This is a genomic window from Halorientalis sp. IM1011 (assembly GCF_001989615.1).
In the GTDB taxonomy this organism is placed as follows: Archaea; Halobacteriota; Halobacteria; order Halobacteriales; family Haloarculaceae; genus Halorientalis.
This window is the reverse complement of sequence record NZ_CP019067.1, coordinates 2,272,445-2,290,396: the sequence shown is the minus strand read 5'-3', so window position 1 is coordinate 2,290,396 and position 17,952 is coordinate 2,272,445. Positions and strand designations below refer to the sequence as shown.

General features: G+C 54.2%; 15 protein-coding genes and 1 pseudogene. 3 read left to right on the top strand and 13 right to left on the bottom strand.

Going from position 1 to position 17,952, the window contains the following annotated elements; all coding sequences use genetic code 11:
• Positions 1 to 484: 484 nt before the first annotated feature.
• A pseudogene (locus BV210_RS11710) lies at positions 485 to 782 on the top strand (IS5/IS1182 family transposase); the annotation flags it as partial.
• A 43-nt stretch (positions 783 to 825) separates the two neighbouring features.
• Here BV210_RS11710 and rfbB read toward each other — a convergent pair.
• The 7 genes from rfbB to BV210_RS20885 all read right to left on the bottom strand — a co-directional run bounded on the left by rfbB (position 826) and on the right by BV210_RS20885 (position 7,405).
• Positions 826 to 1,746 carry a dTDP-glucose 4,6-dehydratase gene (gene rfbB / locus BV210_RS11705; RefSeq protein WP_077206816.1) on the bottom strand — a complete coding sequence of 307 codons (921 nt, stop codon included), beginning with the start codon at positions 1,744 to 1,746 and terminating at the stop codon, positions 826 to 828.
• Between the two features lie 45 nt (positions 1,747 to 1,791).
• Positions 1,792 to 1,971: a hypothetical protein gene (locus BV210_RS20890; RefSeq protein WP_077206815.1), complete on the bottom strand. Its 180-nt coding sequence runs from the start codon at positions 1,969 to 1,971 to the stop codon at positions 1,792 to 1,794.
• Positions 1,968 to 3,041, bottom strand: coding sequence for a glucose-1-phosphate thymidylyltransferase (locus tag BV210_RS11695; protein ID WP_077206814.1), 1,074 nt, complete (start codon positions 3,039 to 3,041; stop codon positions 1,968 to 1,970). The genes BV210_RS20890 and BV210_RS11695 overlap by 4 nt, the downstream gene beginning before the upstream one ends.
• A 47-nt stretch (positions 3,042 to 3,088) precedes the next feature.
• Positions 3,089 to 4,228 carry a glycosyltransferase gene (locus tag BV210_RS11690; RefSeq protein ID WP_077206813.1) on the bottom strand — a complete coding sequence of 380 codons (1,140 nt, stop codon included), beginning with the start codon at positions 4,226 to 4,228 and terminating at the stop codon, positions 3,089 to 3,091.
• 2 nt (positions 4,229 to 4,230) lie between these two features.
• Entirely contained in the window at positions 4,231 to 5,355 is a 1,125-nt protein-coding gene (locus tag BV210_RS11685) for a DegT/DnrJ/EryC1/StrS aminotransferase family protein (protein WP_077206812.1), read from the bottom strand.
• 62 nt (positions 5,356 to 5,417) lie between these two features.
• Positions 5,418 to 6,968, bottom strand: coding sequence for an alkaline phosphatase family protein (locus BV210_RS11680; RefSeq protein ID WP_077206811.1), 1,551 nt, complete (start codon positions 6,966 to 6,968; stop codon positions 5,418 to 5,420).
• The gene (locus BV210_RS20885) at positions 6,965 to 7,405 is read right to left on the bottom strand and encodes a class I SAM-dependent methyltransferase (protein WP_253741513.1); all 441 of its coding nucleotides are present in this window, start codon (positions 7,403 to 7,405) and stop codon (positions 6,965 to 6,967) included. The genes BV210_RS11680 and BV210_RS20885 overlap by 4 nt, the downstream gene beginning before the upstream one ends.
• 541 nt (positions 7,406 to 7,946) lie before the next feature.
• On the opposite strand from BV210_RS20885, the gene BV210_RS11670 reads away from it, so the two are divergent.
• Positions 7,947 to 9,443 (top strand): lipopolysaccharide biosynthesis protein, encoded by a 1,497-nt coding sequence (locus tag BV210_RS11670; protein ID WP_077206809.1) that lies wholly within the window; start codon positions 7,947 to 7,949, stop codon positions 9,441 to 9,443.
• 85 nt (positions 9,444 to 9,528) lie between these two features.
• Positions 9,529 to 10,314 carry an FkbM family methyltransferase gene (locus BV210_RS11665; protein ID WP_077206808.1) on the top strand — a complete coding sequence of 262 codons (786 nt, stop codon included), beginning with the start codon at positions 9,529 to 9,531 and terminating at the stop codon, positions 10,312 to 10,314.
• Positions 10,315 to 10,727: 413 nt separating this feature from the next.
• On the opposite strand, the gene BV210_RS20630 is transcribed toward BV210_RS11665, so the two are convergent.
• The 6 genes from BV210_RS20630 to BV210_RS11635 all read right to left on the bottom strand — a co-directional run bounded on the left by BV210_RS20630 (position 10,728) and on the right by BV210_RS11635 (position 17,952).
• Positions 10,728 to 10,832 carry an AIM24 family protein gene (locus BV210_RS20630; RefSeq protein WP_253741622.1) on the bottom strand — a complete coding sequence of 35 codons (105 nt, stop codon included), beginning with the start codon at positions 10,830 to 10,832 and terminating at the stop codon, positions 10,728 to 10,730.
• A gap of 170 nt (positions 10,833 to 11,002) precedes the next feature.
• Positions 11,003 to 13,009: a VirB4 family type IV secretion system protein gene (locus BV210_RS11655; RefSeq protein WP_077206807.1), complete on the bottom strand. Its 2,007-nt coding sequence runs from the start codon at positions 13,007 to 13,009 to the stop codon at positions 11,003 to 11,005.
• Complete coding sequence (locus BV210_RS11650; RefSeq protein ID WP_077206806.1) at positions 13,006 to 14,034, bottom strand: hypothetical protein; 1,029 nt, start codon at positions 14,032 to 14,034, stop codon at positions 13,006 to 13,008. Before BV210_RS11650 ends, BV210_RS11655 begins: the two co-directional genes overlap by 4 nt.
• Positions 14,034 to 15,371 (bottom strand): hypothetical protein, encoded by a 1,338-nt coding sequence (locus tag BV210_RS11645; protein ID WP_077206805.1) that lies wholly within the window; start codon positions 15,369 to 15,371, stop codon positions 14,034 to 14,036. The genes BV210_RS11650 and BV210_RS11645 overlap by 1 nt, the downstream gene beginning before the upstream one ends.
• Positions 15,364 to 16,257, bottom strand: a complete 894-nt coding sequence (locus BV210_RS19910) for a hypothetical protein (protein ID WP_157525993.1) — start codon at positions 16,255 to 16,257, stop codon at positions 15,364 to 15,366. Before BV210_RS19910 ends, BV210_RS11645 begins: the two co-directional genes overlap by 8 nt.
• Positions 16,258 to 17,952 carry a hypothetical protein gene (locus BV210_RS11635; RefSeq protein ID WP_253741511.1) on the bottom strand — a complete coding sequence of 565 codons (1,695 nt, stop codon included), beginning with the start codon at positions 17,950 to 17,952 and terminating at the stop codon, positions 16,258 to 16,260.

The following is a 17,952-nucleotide window of genomic DNA, read 5'->3' as shown; positions in this document are numbered from 1 at the left end:
GATTTTCGATTTAAGCCTCCGACATGTCTCGTTCAGTGTTGTTAAGTTTGATTACCACATAAAAGAGGATTTTTCCCTCCTGAGATGAAGGTTTTGGAACGAATTGATGCTGGTACGGTTCTCTCCGATGAGACGGTTGCTACAGTCGTCTCAGCTATATCCAGTTTACCGGACACCAGACAAGATAAGGAGTTCGAGATGGGAGACAGGATAGAAATCCGTGGTTAAGAATCATACTTGGAGGTGAGTTGCGAGATTGACCTTGAGCAACTCAGACAATAATGATTGAATAAGAAATTAAGGAACACGGTTTCGTGGCCCCAGGACCTCGATACACATGCTGACCGATTACAGTTCCCTGTTGAATAGCGGTCAAATAAGCGGTATCACGGAGTAGAAGAACGAAGCCGAAGAATTCGACCTACCTATGGAGGTCGATCCCCTCAAGTTCGTTGAGTAGTGTCAGCAATTAGTCAAACAAGCGTTGGGGAAACACGCGGGCGAGCCCGCTGGAAGCATGTCGTTCTTCACTGTCTTCAGCTTGAAGATGCCCACAGCTACCGTGAAACGACGAATCTAATGAATTATTTGGCCGGGGTTCGTGGCTCACTCGGCTTAGATCGGGACGACCCCCCAGACTACAGCACGATCTACAAGTCGTTCGACTGGCTGAAAATGTGGGTTTAGCGGGTGCTGCTGCGCGTTTCAGCGCAGCAGCACCCGCAGTCTGGCCACGTAGCACTCGACAACCATTCTTCGACCGCCGCTCAGCGTCATCGTACCTTAACGACCTTGAACGGTGTTTCTCTCAGTAAGCGATACCGGTTATCTATAGTACTCGACGGTTCGCTCTAACCCTTCATCGAATGACCACCTCGGCTCCCAGCCAAGCGCCCATATCTTGCTGCTATCAAGCGCGTACCGCTGGTCGTGTCCCGCCCGATCCTCGACGAATTCAATGAGTTCCTCGGACGCACCGACGGCGTCAACGACGGCCCGGGCGACCTCGAGGTTAGAGCGCTCGATACCGCTCCCGACGTTATAGATTTCACCGGGCTCGCCATCTTCTAGAACGCGGGTCAGTGCCCGGCAGTTGTCTTCGACGTAGATCCACTCGCGAACGTTCGAGCCATCACCATAGATCGGCAATGACTCTCCAGCAGCGGCTTTCGTAATCAACTTTGGGATGAGTTTCTCGGGATGTTGGCGCGGTCCGAAGTTATTCGACGAGCGGGTAATCGCGACGGGTAGTCCATGCGTCGTCGCATAGCTTTGCACCAAGAGATCGGCACCGGCTTTGGTCGCCGCATATGGATTTCGGGGTTCAAGAGGGTCGGACTCGCCGAACTCACCTTCCAGAATCTCTCCGTACACCTCGTCAGTCGATACCTGTAGGAACATTTCCAGATCTGTGTCGATGGCTGCTTCGAGCAGTACCTGTGTCCCGACGACGTTGGTTGAGGCGAACAGGGTAGCATTCGCTATGGACCGGTCTACATGGGACTCGGCCGCGAAGTGAACCACAGCGTCGGCGTTTGCGACCAACTCGCTCATCGCCCCCTCATCTCGTACATCAGCCTCAACGAAGGTGTGTCGAGGATCGTCTAGAGTCCCGTCGAGATTATTCTTCGAACCGGCGTAGGTGAGGATATCAACTGTCGTTACGGCGTGGTCGGTTTCGGACAACAGATAGCGAACAAAGTTCGATCCAATAAAACCCGCGCCACCGGTGACGAGAACGTCCATGTCAGCACTACTCACTGGAGACAGATAGGCGTGTCCGATCTACGTTCATATCCGGTACTGGCCGCGGTTATTCAGGAAGTGATGGCGCTCGTCGTCCGTCAGATCAGCAAATCGGAGGACGGACTCACAGTCCAGGCCGGGACACTTCATCACTCGGCGCTGTTCAAGCTCGTTGGCAGCGACGATCGTTCCACACTCCTCGCAGGTAAGCGTAATGATTCTCATAGTCTCAGGTTCGAGTGTTCGCCGACGACGAGTCGGCTGCCATCGGGTCGCAACTTCTCCGCGCTCCCAACGGTGACGCCATATCCGATGAGGCTATCGATGATCTTCCGATCCGTGGTAATTTCGGCACCGCCCATAACGACGCTGTTTTCGACGTGTGCACCTCTGATATTCGTATCCGGACCGATCGAGGTGTACGGTCCCACGTATGTGTCGGGACCGATTTCGGATTTCGCGCCGATCGATACAGGCCCACGGACGACTGCATCGGCGTGGATCGAACTCGTCTCATGGAGGTCGATGGTCCCTTTGACCTCCGCGTCGGGGTCTACCGTACCGTCTACGGACGCTGTTGCGTCGTTCAACACGAGACGGTTCGCTTCGAGAATGTCCTCTGGTTTTCCGGTGTCTTTCCACCAACCTTCGACGATGTGAGAGTCGATCTCATGTCCGCGCTCGAGGAGCAGTTGAATGGCGTCGGTGATCTCCAGTTCACCACGCCAAGACGGTTTGAGGTCCTCGATCGCATCAAAGACTGCCGACGAAAACACGTAAATACCGATGAGTGCGAGGTTGCTGGGCGGATCGTCCGGTTTCTCGACCAACCGTGTAATCCCCCCGTCGGCGTCGACGTCGGCAACGCCGAACTGCTCGGGGCGATCGACCGACTGGAGTGCGATTCCGGCACCGAAGTCACCGTTTCGGAAGTCCTCGACCAACTCGGAGATGCCCTGTTTGAGTATGTTGTCACCCAAATAGACAACCACGTCGTCGTTACCGACGAAGTCCCGGGCGCAGCCGACCGCGTGGGAGAGTCCGAGCGGATTACCCTGGACGATGTACGTGATATCGACGCCGAACGAATCACCGTCGCCGAGTGCGGCCTGGATCGCTTCCCGTCCTTTGTTCCCGAGAACGATGCCGATGTCGGTGATACCGGCCTCGACGAGGTCCTCAATCGCGTACTGAATGACGGGTTTGTTCGCGACGGGGACCAACTGTTTCGGACCGGTGTGAGTGATCGGCCGCAGACGCGTTCCGCGACCGCCAGCGAGAATTAAACCCTTCATTCGTCACACGACAAGGTCAACTCGACGGACGGACATAACACTTGTTCCTACAGAAGTCGATCGTATCGCGTTTCAAGCTGGCGTGCCAGTTCCGTGACGTTGTGGTGGGCCTTCATGTTCTCGCGGCCGGCCCGACCCATACGAGTGAGATGTTCTGGATGGTCCCGGCACCAGCAGAGTGCGTCAGCGAGTGATTCAACGTCTCCGGGCGTAACCAACCGACCGGCGATGCCATCTTCGACTACGTACGGAATGTCTGCATGCGTCGTGGCGACCACCGGTTTCCCGCTCGCCTGTGCCTCCAGAAGAACCGTTGGCGCGCCACCTTCGGAATCCCCCGATTCGGCTCGTTTGCTCGGGGCGAGGAGTACGTCACACTCGTGGACAGCTCCAAGATACTCCTCGTACGGCAGGAATCCGGCGAAGACAACCTGGTCGCTCACGCCTTCGGCGGCCGCAATCTCTCGGAGGTCCGCTTCCGTGTATTCGCCGCTCTCACCTCCGACGATTCGGAGTTCCGCGCCTTCGACGTCACCGAGGGCCGAAGCGAAGGCCCGTATCCCGTCAGGCATCCCCTTCTTCTCGACAAACCGACCGACCATCAGTACCTGAAGGCCATCGCTCAGGTCAGGATAGCAGGGTTCGATCCGATCGGTGTCAATCGCGATCCGCTGGAGAGCGATCTTCTCCTCCGGGCAATCGAGCGCCAGGAGTTTCTGTCGCATCGCCGGCCCCTCCACGAGGAATAGATCCCCCTTGGCGAATAGCTTCTGGTACTTCGCACGCATCGAATCGTCGCCTTCGACGAGTTGAGAGGCATCATAACCGTAAAACGACGTCACGAGCGGCCGATTGTCGCGGCGATATTTTTCCAGTTCCACACCGCGTGGTCCGAAGTGGGCGTGGAGCACGTCCGGATCAGTGCGGTCAATCACATTCCGATAGTGCGTGTTCTCAAGGCCAAAGAGATCGAACTTCGCGAGCGCGCCGTAGACCCAGAATCGTGGATCGAATCTGGATTTGTCCATAAATACGTACCGGGGCTCGAAGGGAAACCGATCCGTATTCTCGCTCCGGATTCCACAGACAAACGGCACATAGGTGGAGTGACTCGTCAAGTAGCGATAAACGAACGTCTGCGTGAGGGGAAGATAGTTCTTGACGAAGTGACCGACAGTTGGAGCCATAATTATTGAGGAGTTCTGAGCGCATCGATTACGTGGTCTTGCGTCGAGTTGTCCATGTCCGGAAACATCGGGAGTGATAGGATTCGGTCGTAGAGACGCATTGCCCGCTCGTACTCACCCTCCACGCCATTGTAGTACGTGAGTTCCGGAATGGGCGGATAGTGGACACCCGTGACGATATCATTCGTCGAGAGATGATCGTACAATTCGTTACGGGTCAGTGGATATTCGTCTTCGACGTGGACGACGAACAGGTGGAAAACGTGGTCCTTCTCTGGATCGTTACCATACCAAGACAGTCCATCGATGGTCGCTATCGCCTCTCGGTATCGACGCGCCACCCGCTGTCGGCTTTCAGTCATCTCTCCGAGTTTCTTGAGCTGGCTCAGTCCCATCACAGCCTGGAACTCGCTCATACGGAAATTGAACCCCAGTCCATCCACGTCGTACCCCCAGTTCTGTTTCTTCTCGTCAGGTGATTTCGTCTGGTGGTGGTTCCGGAGTTGTCGGACACGTTCGCCGAGGTCCGCGTCGTTCGTGACGACCATGCCGCCCTCGCCCGTCGTCATGTTCTTGGTCGCGTAGAAACTGAAACAGCCGGCGTCCCCGAAGGATCCGACCGGCTTGCCGTCGACCGACGCGCCTGGCGCGTGCGCGCAGTCCTCGATGACCGCAATGTCGTGCTCGTCGGCGACATCGATAATCTCCGGCATGTTACAGGGGAGTCCGTAGAGGTGGACTGGGAGGACTGCTTGGACATCGGTTCGTCGCTCAAGAATCTGTCGGAGGCTATCCGGATCAAGGTTACCGGTCTCGGTCACGTCACTGACGATCACGTCGCCGCCGAGCAGTCGCACGACGTTGGCAGTAGCAGCGAATGTGATCGCAGGGACAACGACTGTGTCGCCATTACCGATTCCCAGCGCTCGAAGCGAAGCATAGAGCGCGGACGTACAGGAGTTTACGGCGACACCCTCGTCCGTCTTGTGGACGGCAGCGAACGTCTCCTCGAATTCTGTCGTCTTCGGACCTAGCGTCAGCCACCCCGAATCTAAAACCTCGCGGATACCGTCGACAATCTCGTCTCCAATGACGTTATTTACGTCATATAAAGGAATCTCCGACATGAGGGCGTTTTGGAATGGTAATGGTATATCTCTTTGCGTACTACTATACGCAAATGTCATCGCTATTCCAGATATCCTAAATCCCTCAATCTATCGCTGACCGCAGATCCTTCTCTGTCTTGATCCACCCCGTTAAATTCCTCACCTTCTGTTGTTCGTACCGAACGCGCACTAGCCTCTGAGTCGTCCGCAAATATGTCGAACAGTACTGACCCATCCATGCTTTCGGGAATAGGTTCGTCGTGAAGGTGAAGAAATGTCGGAGCCAGATCATACAGGAGAGGTGTATTAGAAACCTCTTTAGCTGTAATATCCGGGCCAGAGCCGAGTAGAATACCAGTTGGTTCATTATCAGCCAATACTCCATATGGGGGGCCAAATATTCGTTCTGGATCTTCAGAGTGAATATCTTTAATCTCGAATCCGTCATTCCACTCCACGAGGAGATCAGGTGCTGCATCTGGGATGGGGTGGGCGTAAACTTCCTCAGCAGGTTTCACGTCGGCAAAGACTGCTTCACCTGTCTCCGGGTCAGTCACATCGAAAAGTCGATCACGTAGTTCTGTACGTGTTTCCAAATCAGCGTCAAGTATGTACACTGGCCCCTGCGGGGAAGCTATCGCGCGTGAGTTCTCGAAGTCCACCCTCGTTTCAAACTCGGTTGTGTCCATGAGTCGGCGTCGAGAGTCAGGCCGAACCGTGTCAACGGTAGACTCCGGGAGCACGCGTTTCAGCGTGGCTTTCATTTTCACCATCTCCAAAACGGACTTTGCCGTATCGAAAAGCCGATCGTGGACACTCGGTTCTGCGGGCGGGTCGACTGAGAGATAGCCCTGCTCTTTCAGCCATCCGTTCAGGTAGAATACCCGCTCGACTTCGTGAAGTCCATGATCCGAGTGGATAATTACGTTTATATCCCGATTCAACAATGTGCCCAGTCTCTCATCAATCCGCTTCCAGAGGTGCTTGACCTCCGGTGCGTCCCAAGCTTTGTGCTGTAACACATTGATATAGAACAGCGTCAGGTTCACCAGGTCGAGTGATTTCTCATCAAGGAACCACTCGATCAAGTCGAACCGTTGGTCAAGCATTTTTTCGAAGTCAGATATGATTTCTCGATCACGTGCATTCTCGATAGAAGGATACACGTCAGGATGGAGTTGGTAATCGAATTTTGATTCTAGCGTCGACTGAAATGCCGCCGGATATGTGTATTCATCTTGGTCGGCGAATGGGCCACCTGAGACGAGATACCCATTCAGCGGTCTCGGTGGTGCATTCAGCGGAACTCCAACGACCGCAACACGTTTGTCGTCAGAAAGGAACTCCCAGTAGCACTTGCTTGTCAACGGGATGTCGTCGGCCGACACGAACCGTTGAGATTCACGGTCCAATTGCCGCCACCAGTAAACGCCGATACTGGCGGGATCTTTTCCGGTCGCATAACAACGCCATGCGGGACTGGTTACAGGCGGTGTAGAACTCCGGAGTTCAGTGGCGAATCCATCTTCTAAGAGCTTCGAGAAGTTCGGTAGATCATCGATCCAAAGGTCAAGTAGTCGAAACGTCGCACCGTCAATACCCAAAACGAAAGTCGGTACCGAGCGAGTCATTTCACACCACCTTTTATTAGATATCCAACACTAGACGTGATTTGACCGGATTCTGCAGTTCTGGCCGATGCAAACGAATCGAATGCACCGTTCCAATCAATATCGTCCGAGAGGATTATGCCGTTCGAACCAAACCATTCCCAGGCAAGATCATATTCGAATAACATGCACGGCAACGAATGTTCTGAATCGTGAATGAACACGTCAATTGATTCCAGTTCCGTGACTAACTGTGGCAATTCTCGTTGACTCTTCCCGATCCGAAGGTCCCACTGAGACTGATACTCATCTGGAACTATCCACCCCGGTTCCTTGTCGCTCGGAATTGCAGCACCCCCGAAATCTTCAAACGTTTCGTCGCGGAATTCACTCAATGGAACATCCGCATAGTACGGGTAATCAATAGAGTAGAGAGTTCCGTGGTCATTTTCGTCCAATGCCAGAAGGGTACATAGTGTCGAAACACCGTTACAAACACCAGTTTCAACGATTACGTCCGGTTTGAGTTTGCGTACAAGTGTGTAGTACCGTTTGCCAATTTTAGTTCCGATACCACCCCACTTCCCCGAACTAGTGAGAGTTGCAAACTCATCCGACGATTGTTCAATGATATCAGAGACAGATTTTTGCTCGAACTCAACTGCGTAGCTGTCGTATTCCTTTCGAGAATTGAAGAAGCGGTTTTTGAACCTTCGATCCCACTTATATTGCCATATTGAAGAACGTACGTTCCGAATTTTCTGCCCAGCCGATCGACCAAAAGTGTCCAAATAGCTTATATATTTATTCATTTTGATTGTCGATAGCAGTAGGGTTGGCTTCTTGTTGTTTCAAGCTAAGTGCAGTACATTAGTGTTACGGGTACGCCGAATGCTTCGTGGCTTAATCGTTCCGGAGCCTAGAATATTCAGATGCAAAACCATTACGGTCGAATCAGAGAACGAAGTATTCAATAACGAATAGTGAGAATCAAGTCCAGTGTTTGAATGGTTTCGTTCTATTTATGGGCGTCTAACTGAAGGTGGGTCAACAGCAGAGCAAGCCGTTCAAAGTGGCATCTGGGTCGGGGGAATCAACATTGTCGACCGTGTTCTCCAGTTACTAAAGGTTGTCATTCTTGCTCGCGTGCTTTCACCGGCTGCGTTTGGATTACTCGGTATCGCACTGCTCTCTATCGCCGCACTACGGCAATTCTCTCAACTCGGGTTCGACGAGGCGCTGATACAGCACGAAGACGACGAAATAGACGCCTACCTCAACACAGCATGGGTAATGAAAATCCTTCGCGGAATTGTAATTGCGAGTACCGCGTATCTCGCAGCCCCACATCTCGCTGTGTTCTTCGGTGAACCACAAGCTAAACCCCTCATTCAAGTCATCGGTCTGTCGCCGCTAATTCTCGGGCTACAGAACCCCGCTGTGGTCTACTTCCAGAAGAATCTAAACTTCCATAGAGAATTCATATATCAGGTCGGCGGCCGATCAAGTGATCTCGTTGTAGCGGTGGTTTTCGCTCTCCTATTCCAGAGTGTCTGGGCCCTCGTATTCGGTATCGTCGCCATGAATCTCGTCAAATTCGCACTCTCGTACGGTATCCACGATTACCGTCCCAGCATCGAATTTGATCTCGAGTACGGGAAGGAGATGTTCGGATTTGGAAAGTGGATGTTTGCGTCCGCTGTTTTAATTTTCCTCTATGGACAGGGTGACGATGCTTTCGTCGGCTGGTTCTTTGCTGCAAGTTCCCTCGGTTTATATCAACTTGCATACCGTTTTTCAAATGCGCCGGCGACAGAGGTCACACACGTCATTTCACGCGTGGCCTTCCCCACTCTCTCGAAGGTACAGGACGATATGGAGAAGCTTCGTAAGGGGTTTCTGCGGACCGTCCAGCTATCGACGATAGTAGCATTTCCAATGGCAGCTGGCATCGTAGTCGTCGCTCCACAGTTCGTTCCCGTAATACTTGGAGATCAGTGGCAATCTGCGGTATCCGTAATGCAGATATTAGCTGTATGGGGTGGGATTCGCGCATTTGGCGCAAGCGTAGGACCTGTGTTCAATTCCACAGGACATCCCGATCTCGGAGCCAAAATGCAGTTCGTCAAGGTCGTTCTCATTGTCATCGCTATCTACCCTGCTGCGCAGATGTTTGGAGTTGAAGGTGTCGCCTTCGTCATAGTTGGTAGCTCTTTCGTCACTTTACCCATGAATTTACACCTCATCAAACTCATAACAAATGTGAGGTATGAGGATATATTCAAGAGTGCTCTATACCCATTTTTGGGTAGTATAATAATGGCGTTTTGTGTCGGTGTAATAAATTGGCATATTCTCTCAACACAAAGTGTTCTGAGTCTGATGACGCTCATATTTTCAGGAGTGGTTATATATACTTCAATTATGTTTATTTTTAATAATATATTTGATTGCGAGTTTGGCCATCTCTATCGCATGATACGTAGGGGTCTGTAGATAGACTCACGTAGCAATGATTCGCTTCGATATATTGGACTTCTCTGACCATCATTTTATTATACGACCGTATCAATCCCACAGTATGGGATTGTTTAAACGGCTGCAGTCGCTTCTTCCACATCTCTCGGAAAAACCACGAATAACGCCATCAGATGATATTTACCGTGCCGATTGGCATGATTTCGAGTGGTACATTCCGAACAATGACGCATCTCAAGCGCGTTGGTGCCGCAACTTCATCAGTTCTCACGAGCGATTCTTCGACATGTTATCTGGTACCGACACGATAATTGAAGTCGGTGCCGCAACAGGAGAGTACACAGTTGAAGCAGCATCCCGATTGGACAACGGCCACATCCATGCCTTCGAAGCCGAACCGCTGAACTTCCGGTCACTGGAGAAAAACATTGATTCTCACGGATACAGTAACAGAGTTACTTCACATAACATGGCTATATCGGATGGTTCGAAAGATCAACTTACATTTCAGGTGGCCGATTCTGTCGCCGAGCACAAGGTCGCTGACGCTGATGTCTCAAACTCCGATGATGAGTATCGATCAATAGTCGGCGACGCAGCAGATAACAAACAGTCGGAAATTGATGTTCCTGCCACGACGATAGACGATTACTGCTCAACCCACGATATCAACAGCGTTGATCTCCTCAAATTAACCGTAAATGGTCACGAACCAACGATTCTGCAGGGTGCTGCAGAGACACTTGAACGTACAACCGCAGTATTCCTCAATGTTGAGTACGAGAGGGCTACAGAACTCCTTCAGGCACATGGATTCGAGAAAACCCATAATCGTAAGCATCAGTCCCTTGGTTCGCCCCAGTTTTGGACACATGCTGACCTGAATTAAAGGAGAGGTCTTAATTTGTGATCGGTGGTTTTGAGTCTGCGCAATACCTACGTGGGTAGTTTCCATTCCTTTGCGACCGGCCAATATACGCGTTTCATCTCAATTTCTCACTCCCATTCTCCGGTTGTCACAAATGCCGATCGCGACTCGCCGGAAGATACTGTAAGTCACAGGGAGTAATGTTTCCATCAGAATTCCCAACGGAATCAATTCTCTCAAACTAGCCTGCATTCGGTACCGAAGATTCGGCGAAGAGTCGCAAACTCCAAAATTCTGAACTCAATCGTCGCATCGTTGTCCTCGCCGGTCGGGAGCGCGCCTGCGATGACATGGACGAACGAGTCCAGCCCGACGGTCTGGTACCAGACGGTTACGGGGGCGTTGAACTCCATGACTTGGTCTTCGCCGCTGAGCTACGTCGACTTGAGGTCGCCTACTCGTCGGGAGTCGAAGTCGACGGTCCCTTCCCAGGCGATAACGCTCTTGTTGTCGACGACGTAGAACTCGCCGTAATCCAGATCGGCCGTTTCAATGCCGCTGAAGGCTCCGAGGAAGACGCGAACCTAGCCCGATAGCGCCAACTGTGTGATGCTCGCGCTGGCCAGCAACAACTATCGAGAGCGGACCGCCCCGTTTCGAGGTGTGTTTTACCCATCTACAATCAGTACAATTCATAGCCTCCTACGTACTACGATCCCAACATCTCTGCCTCGAACCCACTCGCACGAACACGCAACGGGAACCATCCCTCTTCATCTATCCCGAGCAACGCTTCCGAGAAGCCATCGTCATCGTTGCCGGCCTTCGCCGTACGAACCCAGTTCACCTCACGCTCGCTGAGACCAAACCACTCCGCCAGCTTCTCGGCTTCCTCGTTCACTCGGTGAATCAGGGTCATCGAACATAGATTCGCGATCGTCTGTGCCTGCGGTGTGAGCGTGAACTCACCACCCGTCTGGGTGATGAAGTGCAGAGAGAGGTCGTAGTGACGACTATGCCTGACAGCCATCTCCAGAAACTCCAGTGAGGTCGCATCGTTCATCAGGTAGTGGGCTTCGTCGATGACGAACACGACCCGTTTGTCCGTCTGTTTTGCCCGCTCGTAGACAGCATTGAACAGGACGGACATCATCAGACTCGTCTCCGTCCGACCACGAGCTCCTTCTTCCTGATGTAAGTCTAGATAGAGTACCTTCGAGTCCAAATCGAATTCCGTGGTTTGGGCAAGGTTCGCGAGGTCGCCATCCGGCCGGAACGATGGGCGAAGATCCGTCAGCAAAGATTGGGCATCCTCCCGAACACCTTCCTGCTCGCTGGCTGTCGGATAGCCAAATGAGACTGGATCGTCCAGCATATCTTCGAGAACGCCGATTACGTCTCGGATGGTTGGCGACTCATGATGGTGAGTCTTCGGATCGCGCGTGATTCCCTGCCGTTCGTAGGCTTCCTGCACCGCACGCCTGAGTGTCTGCTTACGCTCCTCAAGAGGATTGTTGGCGATGTGGGTGAAGAAGGTATCACAGAAGGTCAGTACCCAGCTAATCTGTTCGGCCCACGGGTCCAGATCGGGAACTCGATCTAGGACATGCTGTGGGGTCGACTGCAGTTCGAGCGGGTTGAACCCACGCCGACCACCCACCGTAATCCGCTCGCCACCGAGGGCTTCGTTCACACCCGCGAAGCCCTCCATCGGATCGAGCATGACGATCAGCGTCTCCGAATCGTACATCGCTCGCCTGAGCAGTTGCAGTTTCGTCGAAAAAGATTTCCCTGCGCCCAACTGCCCGATGACCATCGTACAGTAGCCCGTCTCCCGATTGAATCGATCGAGAATGAGCGGGCTCTCGTTCAGTGCGTAGGTGCCGTACTCGACGCCCGGTTCGGCGAACGATCCCGAAACAAAGGGAAACATCGCCCCGACAGCACCGGCGAGCATCGGCGTCTTGGCGTCCAGTGACTCGTCGAGTTTGTCGACACCGATGGGGCTCGCAGAAACGAGCGATTCCGTCTGTGCCCATCGTGGCGTGACGGGTGTCAGGTTTGCTGGCGCACGTCGCGTCGCTTTCCGAACAGCGTCGGTCTCCAATTCGTCTCGTTCGCCAGCACCAGTAGTGAGATACATCGAGACGTCGAAGGCCCGCATCGACGTATTCCGAAGCACGTCGTACAGCTCGCGGTGATCTTCGAGATCTTTCTGAATACCACGAGCGCTGGCTCTGTGCTTCTCGGAGAGGTACTCGAATTCGGCTTCAAGATCCTCTAACTGATTCTCCAGCGAATCGAGTGTACTCTGGGTATCCCGCGGATCGAGATGCATCGAGATGTCCGTCCGCCGGGTTTCACCCGTCGAATAGAGCGCTTCGAGCAAGCCATCTGCTGGCGCATCCGCGAACTCGCCGATCCACTGTGTCTGGAGCCATCGGTTGCCCGCTCGAATCGCACCCGGCGTCTTCTCGATTGCCGACGGTGCGATAATCGACGAATGAACGTCTGTCTCTTCCTGAAGTGGAGCGTTGGGAGTGTCGTGAGTTACCGAGAACGGCGAGGTATCGTCTGTGTCTGCCTCGGGTTCATCAGCGTGGTCTGCACTTCCAGCATCGGATTTCTCCTGTTCGACCGATTGGGCCTCTGCGTCTGTCTCAGACTGCTGTTCGGATTCCTCGTCGCCCACAGTGTGTTCGATATCGCTGCTCATTGGACTGCCCTCTCAGCGTCGAGAATTGAGCGCACCTGGAAGGCTTTCTCCGGGTCGCCATACTCGATCTGTTCACCAGCCCAGAAGGACGCCAGCAGTTCAACAGCTTCTGTCGCGGGGACTGCCCGCGCCCCACAATCTTCGATCTCACGAAGACCGCGTTCGACCCGGCTGACCCGCTGTTCGAGCGTTCCGAACATGGCATCGCGCTGTTCGTTTCGGGATGGCGCTAACCAGACGCGAACGAGGGTTCCAAGGAGGGGTACCCGAGCGAGTTTCCCGACGAGGCTTTCGTGTTCGAACTGTACTTCTTCAGGCGCAATCGTGACGATCACGTAGTGGTCTCGGATCGTCATCTGGCGTTGTTCGAGATCGGTCTCGTACCACTCGATATAGTTCTCGATCAACGCGGCGAGTTGCGGATTGGCCTTCACATCGTCATCGCCGAGTCGTGATTCGTAGTGTGCGAGGTACTCCTCGACGGGGAAGTCCCGCGTCGTTGAGTAGATCTGAATCGGGAATTCGACGACCGTGTTCAGGAAATCCTGAAAGGCGTCTGCTTTCTGTGCCCACTCCGCTCCCGTAGCGAGTGCCATGTTGGGTGGCTCGACTTGAATCAATCCGACGAGCGCTCCGTCAGTCCGCTCTATGGCATTCTGATCTGGGTGGATGCGTTCGACCTGTGTATATTCCTTCGCCTCGTCGTGTTCGAGTTCGGTGTCGTTCGAATAGAAGCCGATCACCGTCTGGATCCAGTCGAGACTGTTCGTATAATTCGGTGTCAGCGAGACGAATATCGCCCCAATCGTGATCGCGACGCCAGCAATCGGGAGCGTCAGCGTCTGGATCGAATAGCCGGCAAGGACTGCTGTGGGAAAGAGAAGTTGCGTACAGAGGACGACGAGGACGCCCGGGAAGAGCGCCACGGCAACGTCGGCCAGACTGTAGCTGCCGATGAGGTTCGCGTCAGTGTTGAGTGATTTCGGAATGCGTTTCGATGGATCGGAGTGCGGAGTATCTGCCATTAGTTGATGTACCGTGGTCGGTCGTCGTCGCCGTCGCTGTCATTGCTGGATCGAGAACGTCGCGTTCGGGTACGGTCTCGATCACGGAGTGTCTCGAAGTTCGTCGATTTGTTTTGCCGAGTTTGGTCGGCTGTCTCGGGTGGACTCGAAGTAGTCGTGGTCGAGTCGCCAGCGTCTGAATTCGGAGTATGGTCGTCGGGGCCCTGGCCACGATTGGCACCAGAACCAGTCGTTCCACCGCTACCACCCCCACCACCCTTACGTGTAGTAGAGGTACTCTGCAATCGCTGTGTCGCGCCAGCGAGTTGTTTCCCTGCAGCGTGAGCGCGCGACTCACGGGAGTCGAGAACGTACTGTCCGTCGGGTTTGATCGCTGGCTTCCCGCCCATACCACGCGAAAAGTTTCTCGTCCCGTGGGCCGTACGCGAGCCAACATCGCGCGTTTTGGTGACTCGGTTTCGAGCCTGTGATCCCGACAGTCGTCGGGAGGCACGATCAGCGACGAAGAATATGGCCCCAGCCTGCCAGAACAGAACCAGTGGTGAGAGAACTGCGATCAGTGGAATAATCAGGGCCGTCAGCCACTGGCCAAAGCCGGCCATCGAGAGGCTGAAACTCGATCCGAGGAGTTCGCCAAGTCGGAACAGGATCGCGACCGGGATCGTCATGAACAGGAACGGGACGTAGAATCCTGAGAGTCGGCTCACGAAGCGAGAGACAAGCGTGAATGGCCCGACACCCGGTACCCAGAGTGCGATCAAGATCGGCATCATCAGGACGAACAGATAGAGGACGACTTCGCGGGCGAGATAGATGAGTGCGATCAACACGAAGAGAACGAGGTCTGCAGAGAGTGTGAGAACGAGACCAAGTACGCCCATCGTACTGAACGAGAGCGTCTCGAACAGTGCGATATCCGTAAGTGTGGGGACGATAATCTCCGCGAGTGCGCTCATGAACCGAAGTGAGAGTGCAGCAATCCACCACCACATGAGAATGCCGAGGAGGCCGGTGAAGGCTCGTTTCTTGAGTTTCGTTCGATGGTAGCTACTGAAGAGATGGCTCGTCATCTCGAAGAAAATAACCAAGCCAATTGAGACTGCCCAGAGAAACAGTGCCAGTGGGACCATGTTCTCCCAGTAGTAGTTGTAGATCGCCGGCCACGCTTCGTTCGTCGGTGGCCCAAAGACGGAGTTCGGATGTGGTGTGCCGACTACTTCCTTAACTAGCTGAGATCCGTGGTCCTCAATTATCTTAGTTATCGGTTCGAAAAGGGCCCGGAGGGCGTCCTGAATTGCTTGGACGATTATATCGCCTAGCGCACTCAGATCAACCATCGTTCTGCTCCTCAACGAACTCTGCTTCTACTGCCGTACAGGCATACCAGTCATGCTGGATCACGGCAGCTACATCTCCATCTGGGTGAAGGCCAATTCGGGCGCGGAGAGTCTGATCGTTGGCACCGCCAACGAGAACATCCATCTGAGAGGATTGCAGATTACAGCCTTGCTGTACCGTTGATGGGAAGTGGAGCGGGTAATTGACCGGAATGTACTGTTGACTTTCACCAGGTGGGATCGACAGATCACGTGATTCATCCGGGGCGGTAAAAACTGGATATCGGTAACTCTCCGCGAGATCCCCATCTGCTGCGAAGTTTGGAGACGCAGAATAGGCAATATCGTATACCCAAGTTGGACCAGTCCCGCTGTTGTGAACCGTGATTACTAGTTTGCCGTAATCGTCATCATATTCCCCATCTCGATACTGCTGAACGTCCGTAATCTCCAGCGACGGTTCCAGATCGATCGCCACTGTATCGTTGATCGATCCATCTGAGATGAGTGCTAGCTCGTGTTCGCCGGGTGTGTAGTGTGAATAGTCATGAGTAACGGACTGGATTTCGATAATCTGCAGCCGCACTGTCGTCTCTCCTGTCGCGACCGACGCCGACGTGTAGAGACTCCCCTCTGGATCGAGGAGATTCAACTTCGAGATGTCGTGATTGTCGACGAGTTGGACGACGAGGTCCTGGCCCTCGAACTCGATTGCCTCCACGAGCGAACTCTGGCCTGCCAGATTCTCTTCACGAGCGCCCTGATCGGACTCTGTATTTGTCTCATCCGGACCAAGACAGCCCGCAGCGCTCGTGAGGATACCTACGGCCCCGAGGCGAACGAATGACCGACGAGAGAGGTGAGCACGTCCAGATGGTTCCTGCATCTAGACACCCCTCCACGGTGGCCAGACACGCCATCCAGTGATCCGATCGATGAGATACACACCGACCAGAAACAGCGACACTGGAACGGCGAACCGAAACAGCGTCGCGAACCACTCCAAAACGGTTCCACGAGCATAGACTGCGTCCGAGTCGGCCAAGTAGCCCGGCGTTTCCCGCCACCAGAAACTCGGGACGTATCGCCCGGCGATCGAACCATCGCCACGTGGCAGCGTCGTGATGACCGTTCCGTTTTTCGTGGTGTTGAACCGCTCACCTCCGATGATCACGTATCCATCCCGGTCACTGGTTGCAACTGGGTCTCCGGTCGCATTCGATCGGAGTGTCGCCTTGACCCGAATCGTCGATGCATCCCGGTCGAGGATTTCAAGTGTGAAGTTGCTCTCGGAGAGTTCCATCGCCTCGAACGACGAGAAGTCCCGCTCGGCTGTTACACCGCGGACCAGGCCCGTTGCGACCACCGGGTCGGGATCCCGATCGGTCTTGGTTCGTGTCGCGATTCCAAAGCTCGCCGTGTATGGTTCCGTGAGTGTATCGAGGTTGATCGCGTCGGGGAGCGTCCCCGGTTGGGTTTGCTCGCCGTAGGTTTCGAGGATCGTTACGTTCGCACGTGGTGATGGAGTCGGCCCAGTCTCGATCGGGTAAGCCGACACCTGCAGTGGCTGTGCTGGCGAGGGGATTCGTTTCTGGCCGTCTTCGCTCGACGTTACGAGTGAATCCCACTCCGTGTCGCGAGCGCTATAGAAGCGCCACACGCCGTGGACCTCACCATTCGGGAGTTCGTGTCCCAGCCACGGGTAATTCTTGTAGACGACGAGGCCCAGATCGCCATCGGGATACCTCGTGCGAAATCCGGAGATATACAGATCGTAGACGGTCACATTGCGTGAGTCTCGAACTGTGAGTGTCTCTGTATCCGATTCTCGTTCGCGGTCGAAATCGATACAGGCCCTGCCGTACCGGTTGTACTGATTGCAGTACTCCATCACGTGGATCAGATCAGCCTGGATATCTGCTTCCAGCGTGAGCGTCAGATTCTCACTTCGATAGGTATCGAGATCCTCGAATGGGACAGTGACTCGCTGTGAGCCAGACTGGCGAGTTAGAACCTCGCCGTCGACGAGGAGGCGTACTTCAGTAACCTCGTGGGACTGGAGTTTCCAGAAGTCCCGCTCACCCAACATTGCTGTTGGCTCTTCGATTTCGAGGCGATAATCGACCGTCCCCAGGAGGGATCCCGACGGACCAACGTACAAGGGTTGGTCACCCTCCTGAATGCGGGCGCGTGTCGAGGGTTGGACGGCGAAGATATTCGCCGTTGCATCCTCGAGGAACGTCCCGTCCGTGAGGGTCGCATTCGGTGGATGGACAGACTGATTTCGACCACTGCTCGGAAAGTCACCGAGGTCGCCTCGATTCCACTGCTCGACAGCAGCCGGTGGTTCATCGAGTGGGATGTCCGTCCCGTTCGCGAGGACGGCCATCGGGGATCGCTCTGTCGGGCCAGTCGCGTTTGCCGGTGAGACAAAGTCGTCTTGGTCGCCCGACCAGAGGACATGAAACGTTTCGTTCGAGAGTCCGTGGTCAGTCTGATTCGGTGGTGATCGTGATGCAGGTGCATGGACGGTCGTCGCAGTCACTGTCGAGACGAGCGTCACGAACACGAGGACGCTCAC

Coding starts and splice junctions, on each gene's coding strand:
- rfbB (WP_077206816.1), bottom strand. CDS start 1,746: ATGGACGTTCTCGTCACCGGTGGCGCGGGTTTTATTGGATCGAACTTT.
- BV210_RS20890 (WP_077206815.1), bottom strand. CDS start 1,971: ATGAGAATCATTACGCTTACCTGCGAGGAGTGTGGAACGATCGTCGCT.
- BV210_RS11695 (WP_077206814.1), bottom strand. CDS start 3,041: ATGAAGGGTTTAATTCTCGCTGGCGGTCGCGGAACGCGTCTGCGGCCG.
- BV210_RS11690 (WP_077206813.1), bottom strand. CDS start 4,228: ATGGCTCCAACTGTCGGTCACTTCGTCAAGAACTATCTTCCCCTCACG.
- BV210_RS11685 (WP_077206812.1), bottom strand. CDS start 5,355: ATGTCGGAGATTCCTTTATATGACGTAAATAACGTCATTGGAGACGAG.
- BV210_RS11680 (WP_077206811.1), bottom strand. CDS start 6,968: ATGACTCGCTCGGTACCGACTTTCGTTTTGGGTATTGACGGTGCGACG.
- BV210_RS11665 (WP_077206808.1), top strand. CDS start 9,529: ATGGGATTGTTTAAACGGCTGCAGTCGCTTCTTCCACATCTCTCGGAA.
- BV210_RS11655 (WP_077206807.1), bottom strand. CDS start 13,009: ATGAGCAGCGATATCGAACACACTGTGGGCGACGAGGAATCCGAACAG.
- BV210_RS11650 (WP_077206806.1), bottom strand. CDS start 14,034: ATGGCAGATACTCCGCACTCCGATCCATCGAAACGCATTCCGAAATCA.
- BV210_RS11645 (WP_077206805.1), bottom strand. CDS start 15,371: ATGGTTGATCTGAGTGCGCTAGGCGATATAATCGTCCAAGCAATTCAG.
- BV210_RS19910 (WP_157525993.1), bottom strand. CDS start 16,257: ATGCAGGAACCATCTGGACGTGCTCACCTCTCTCGTCGGTCATTCGTT.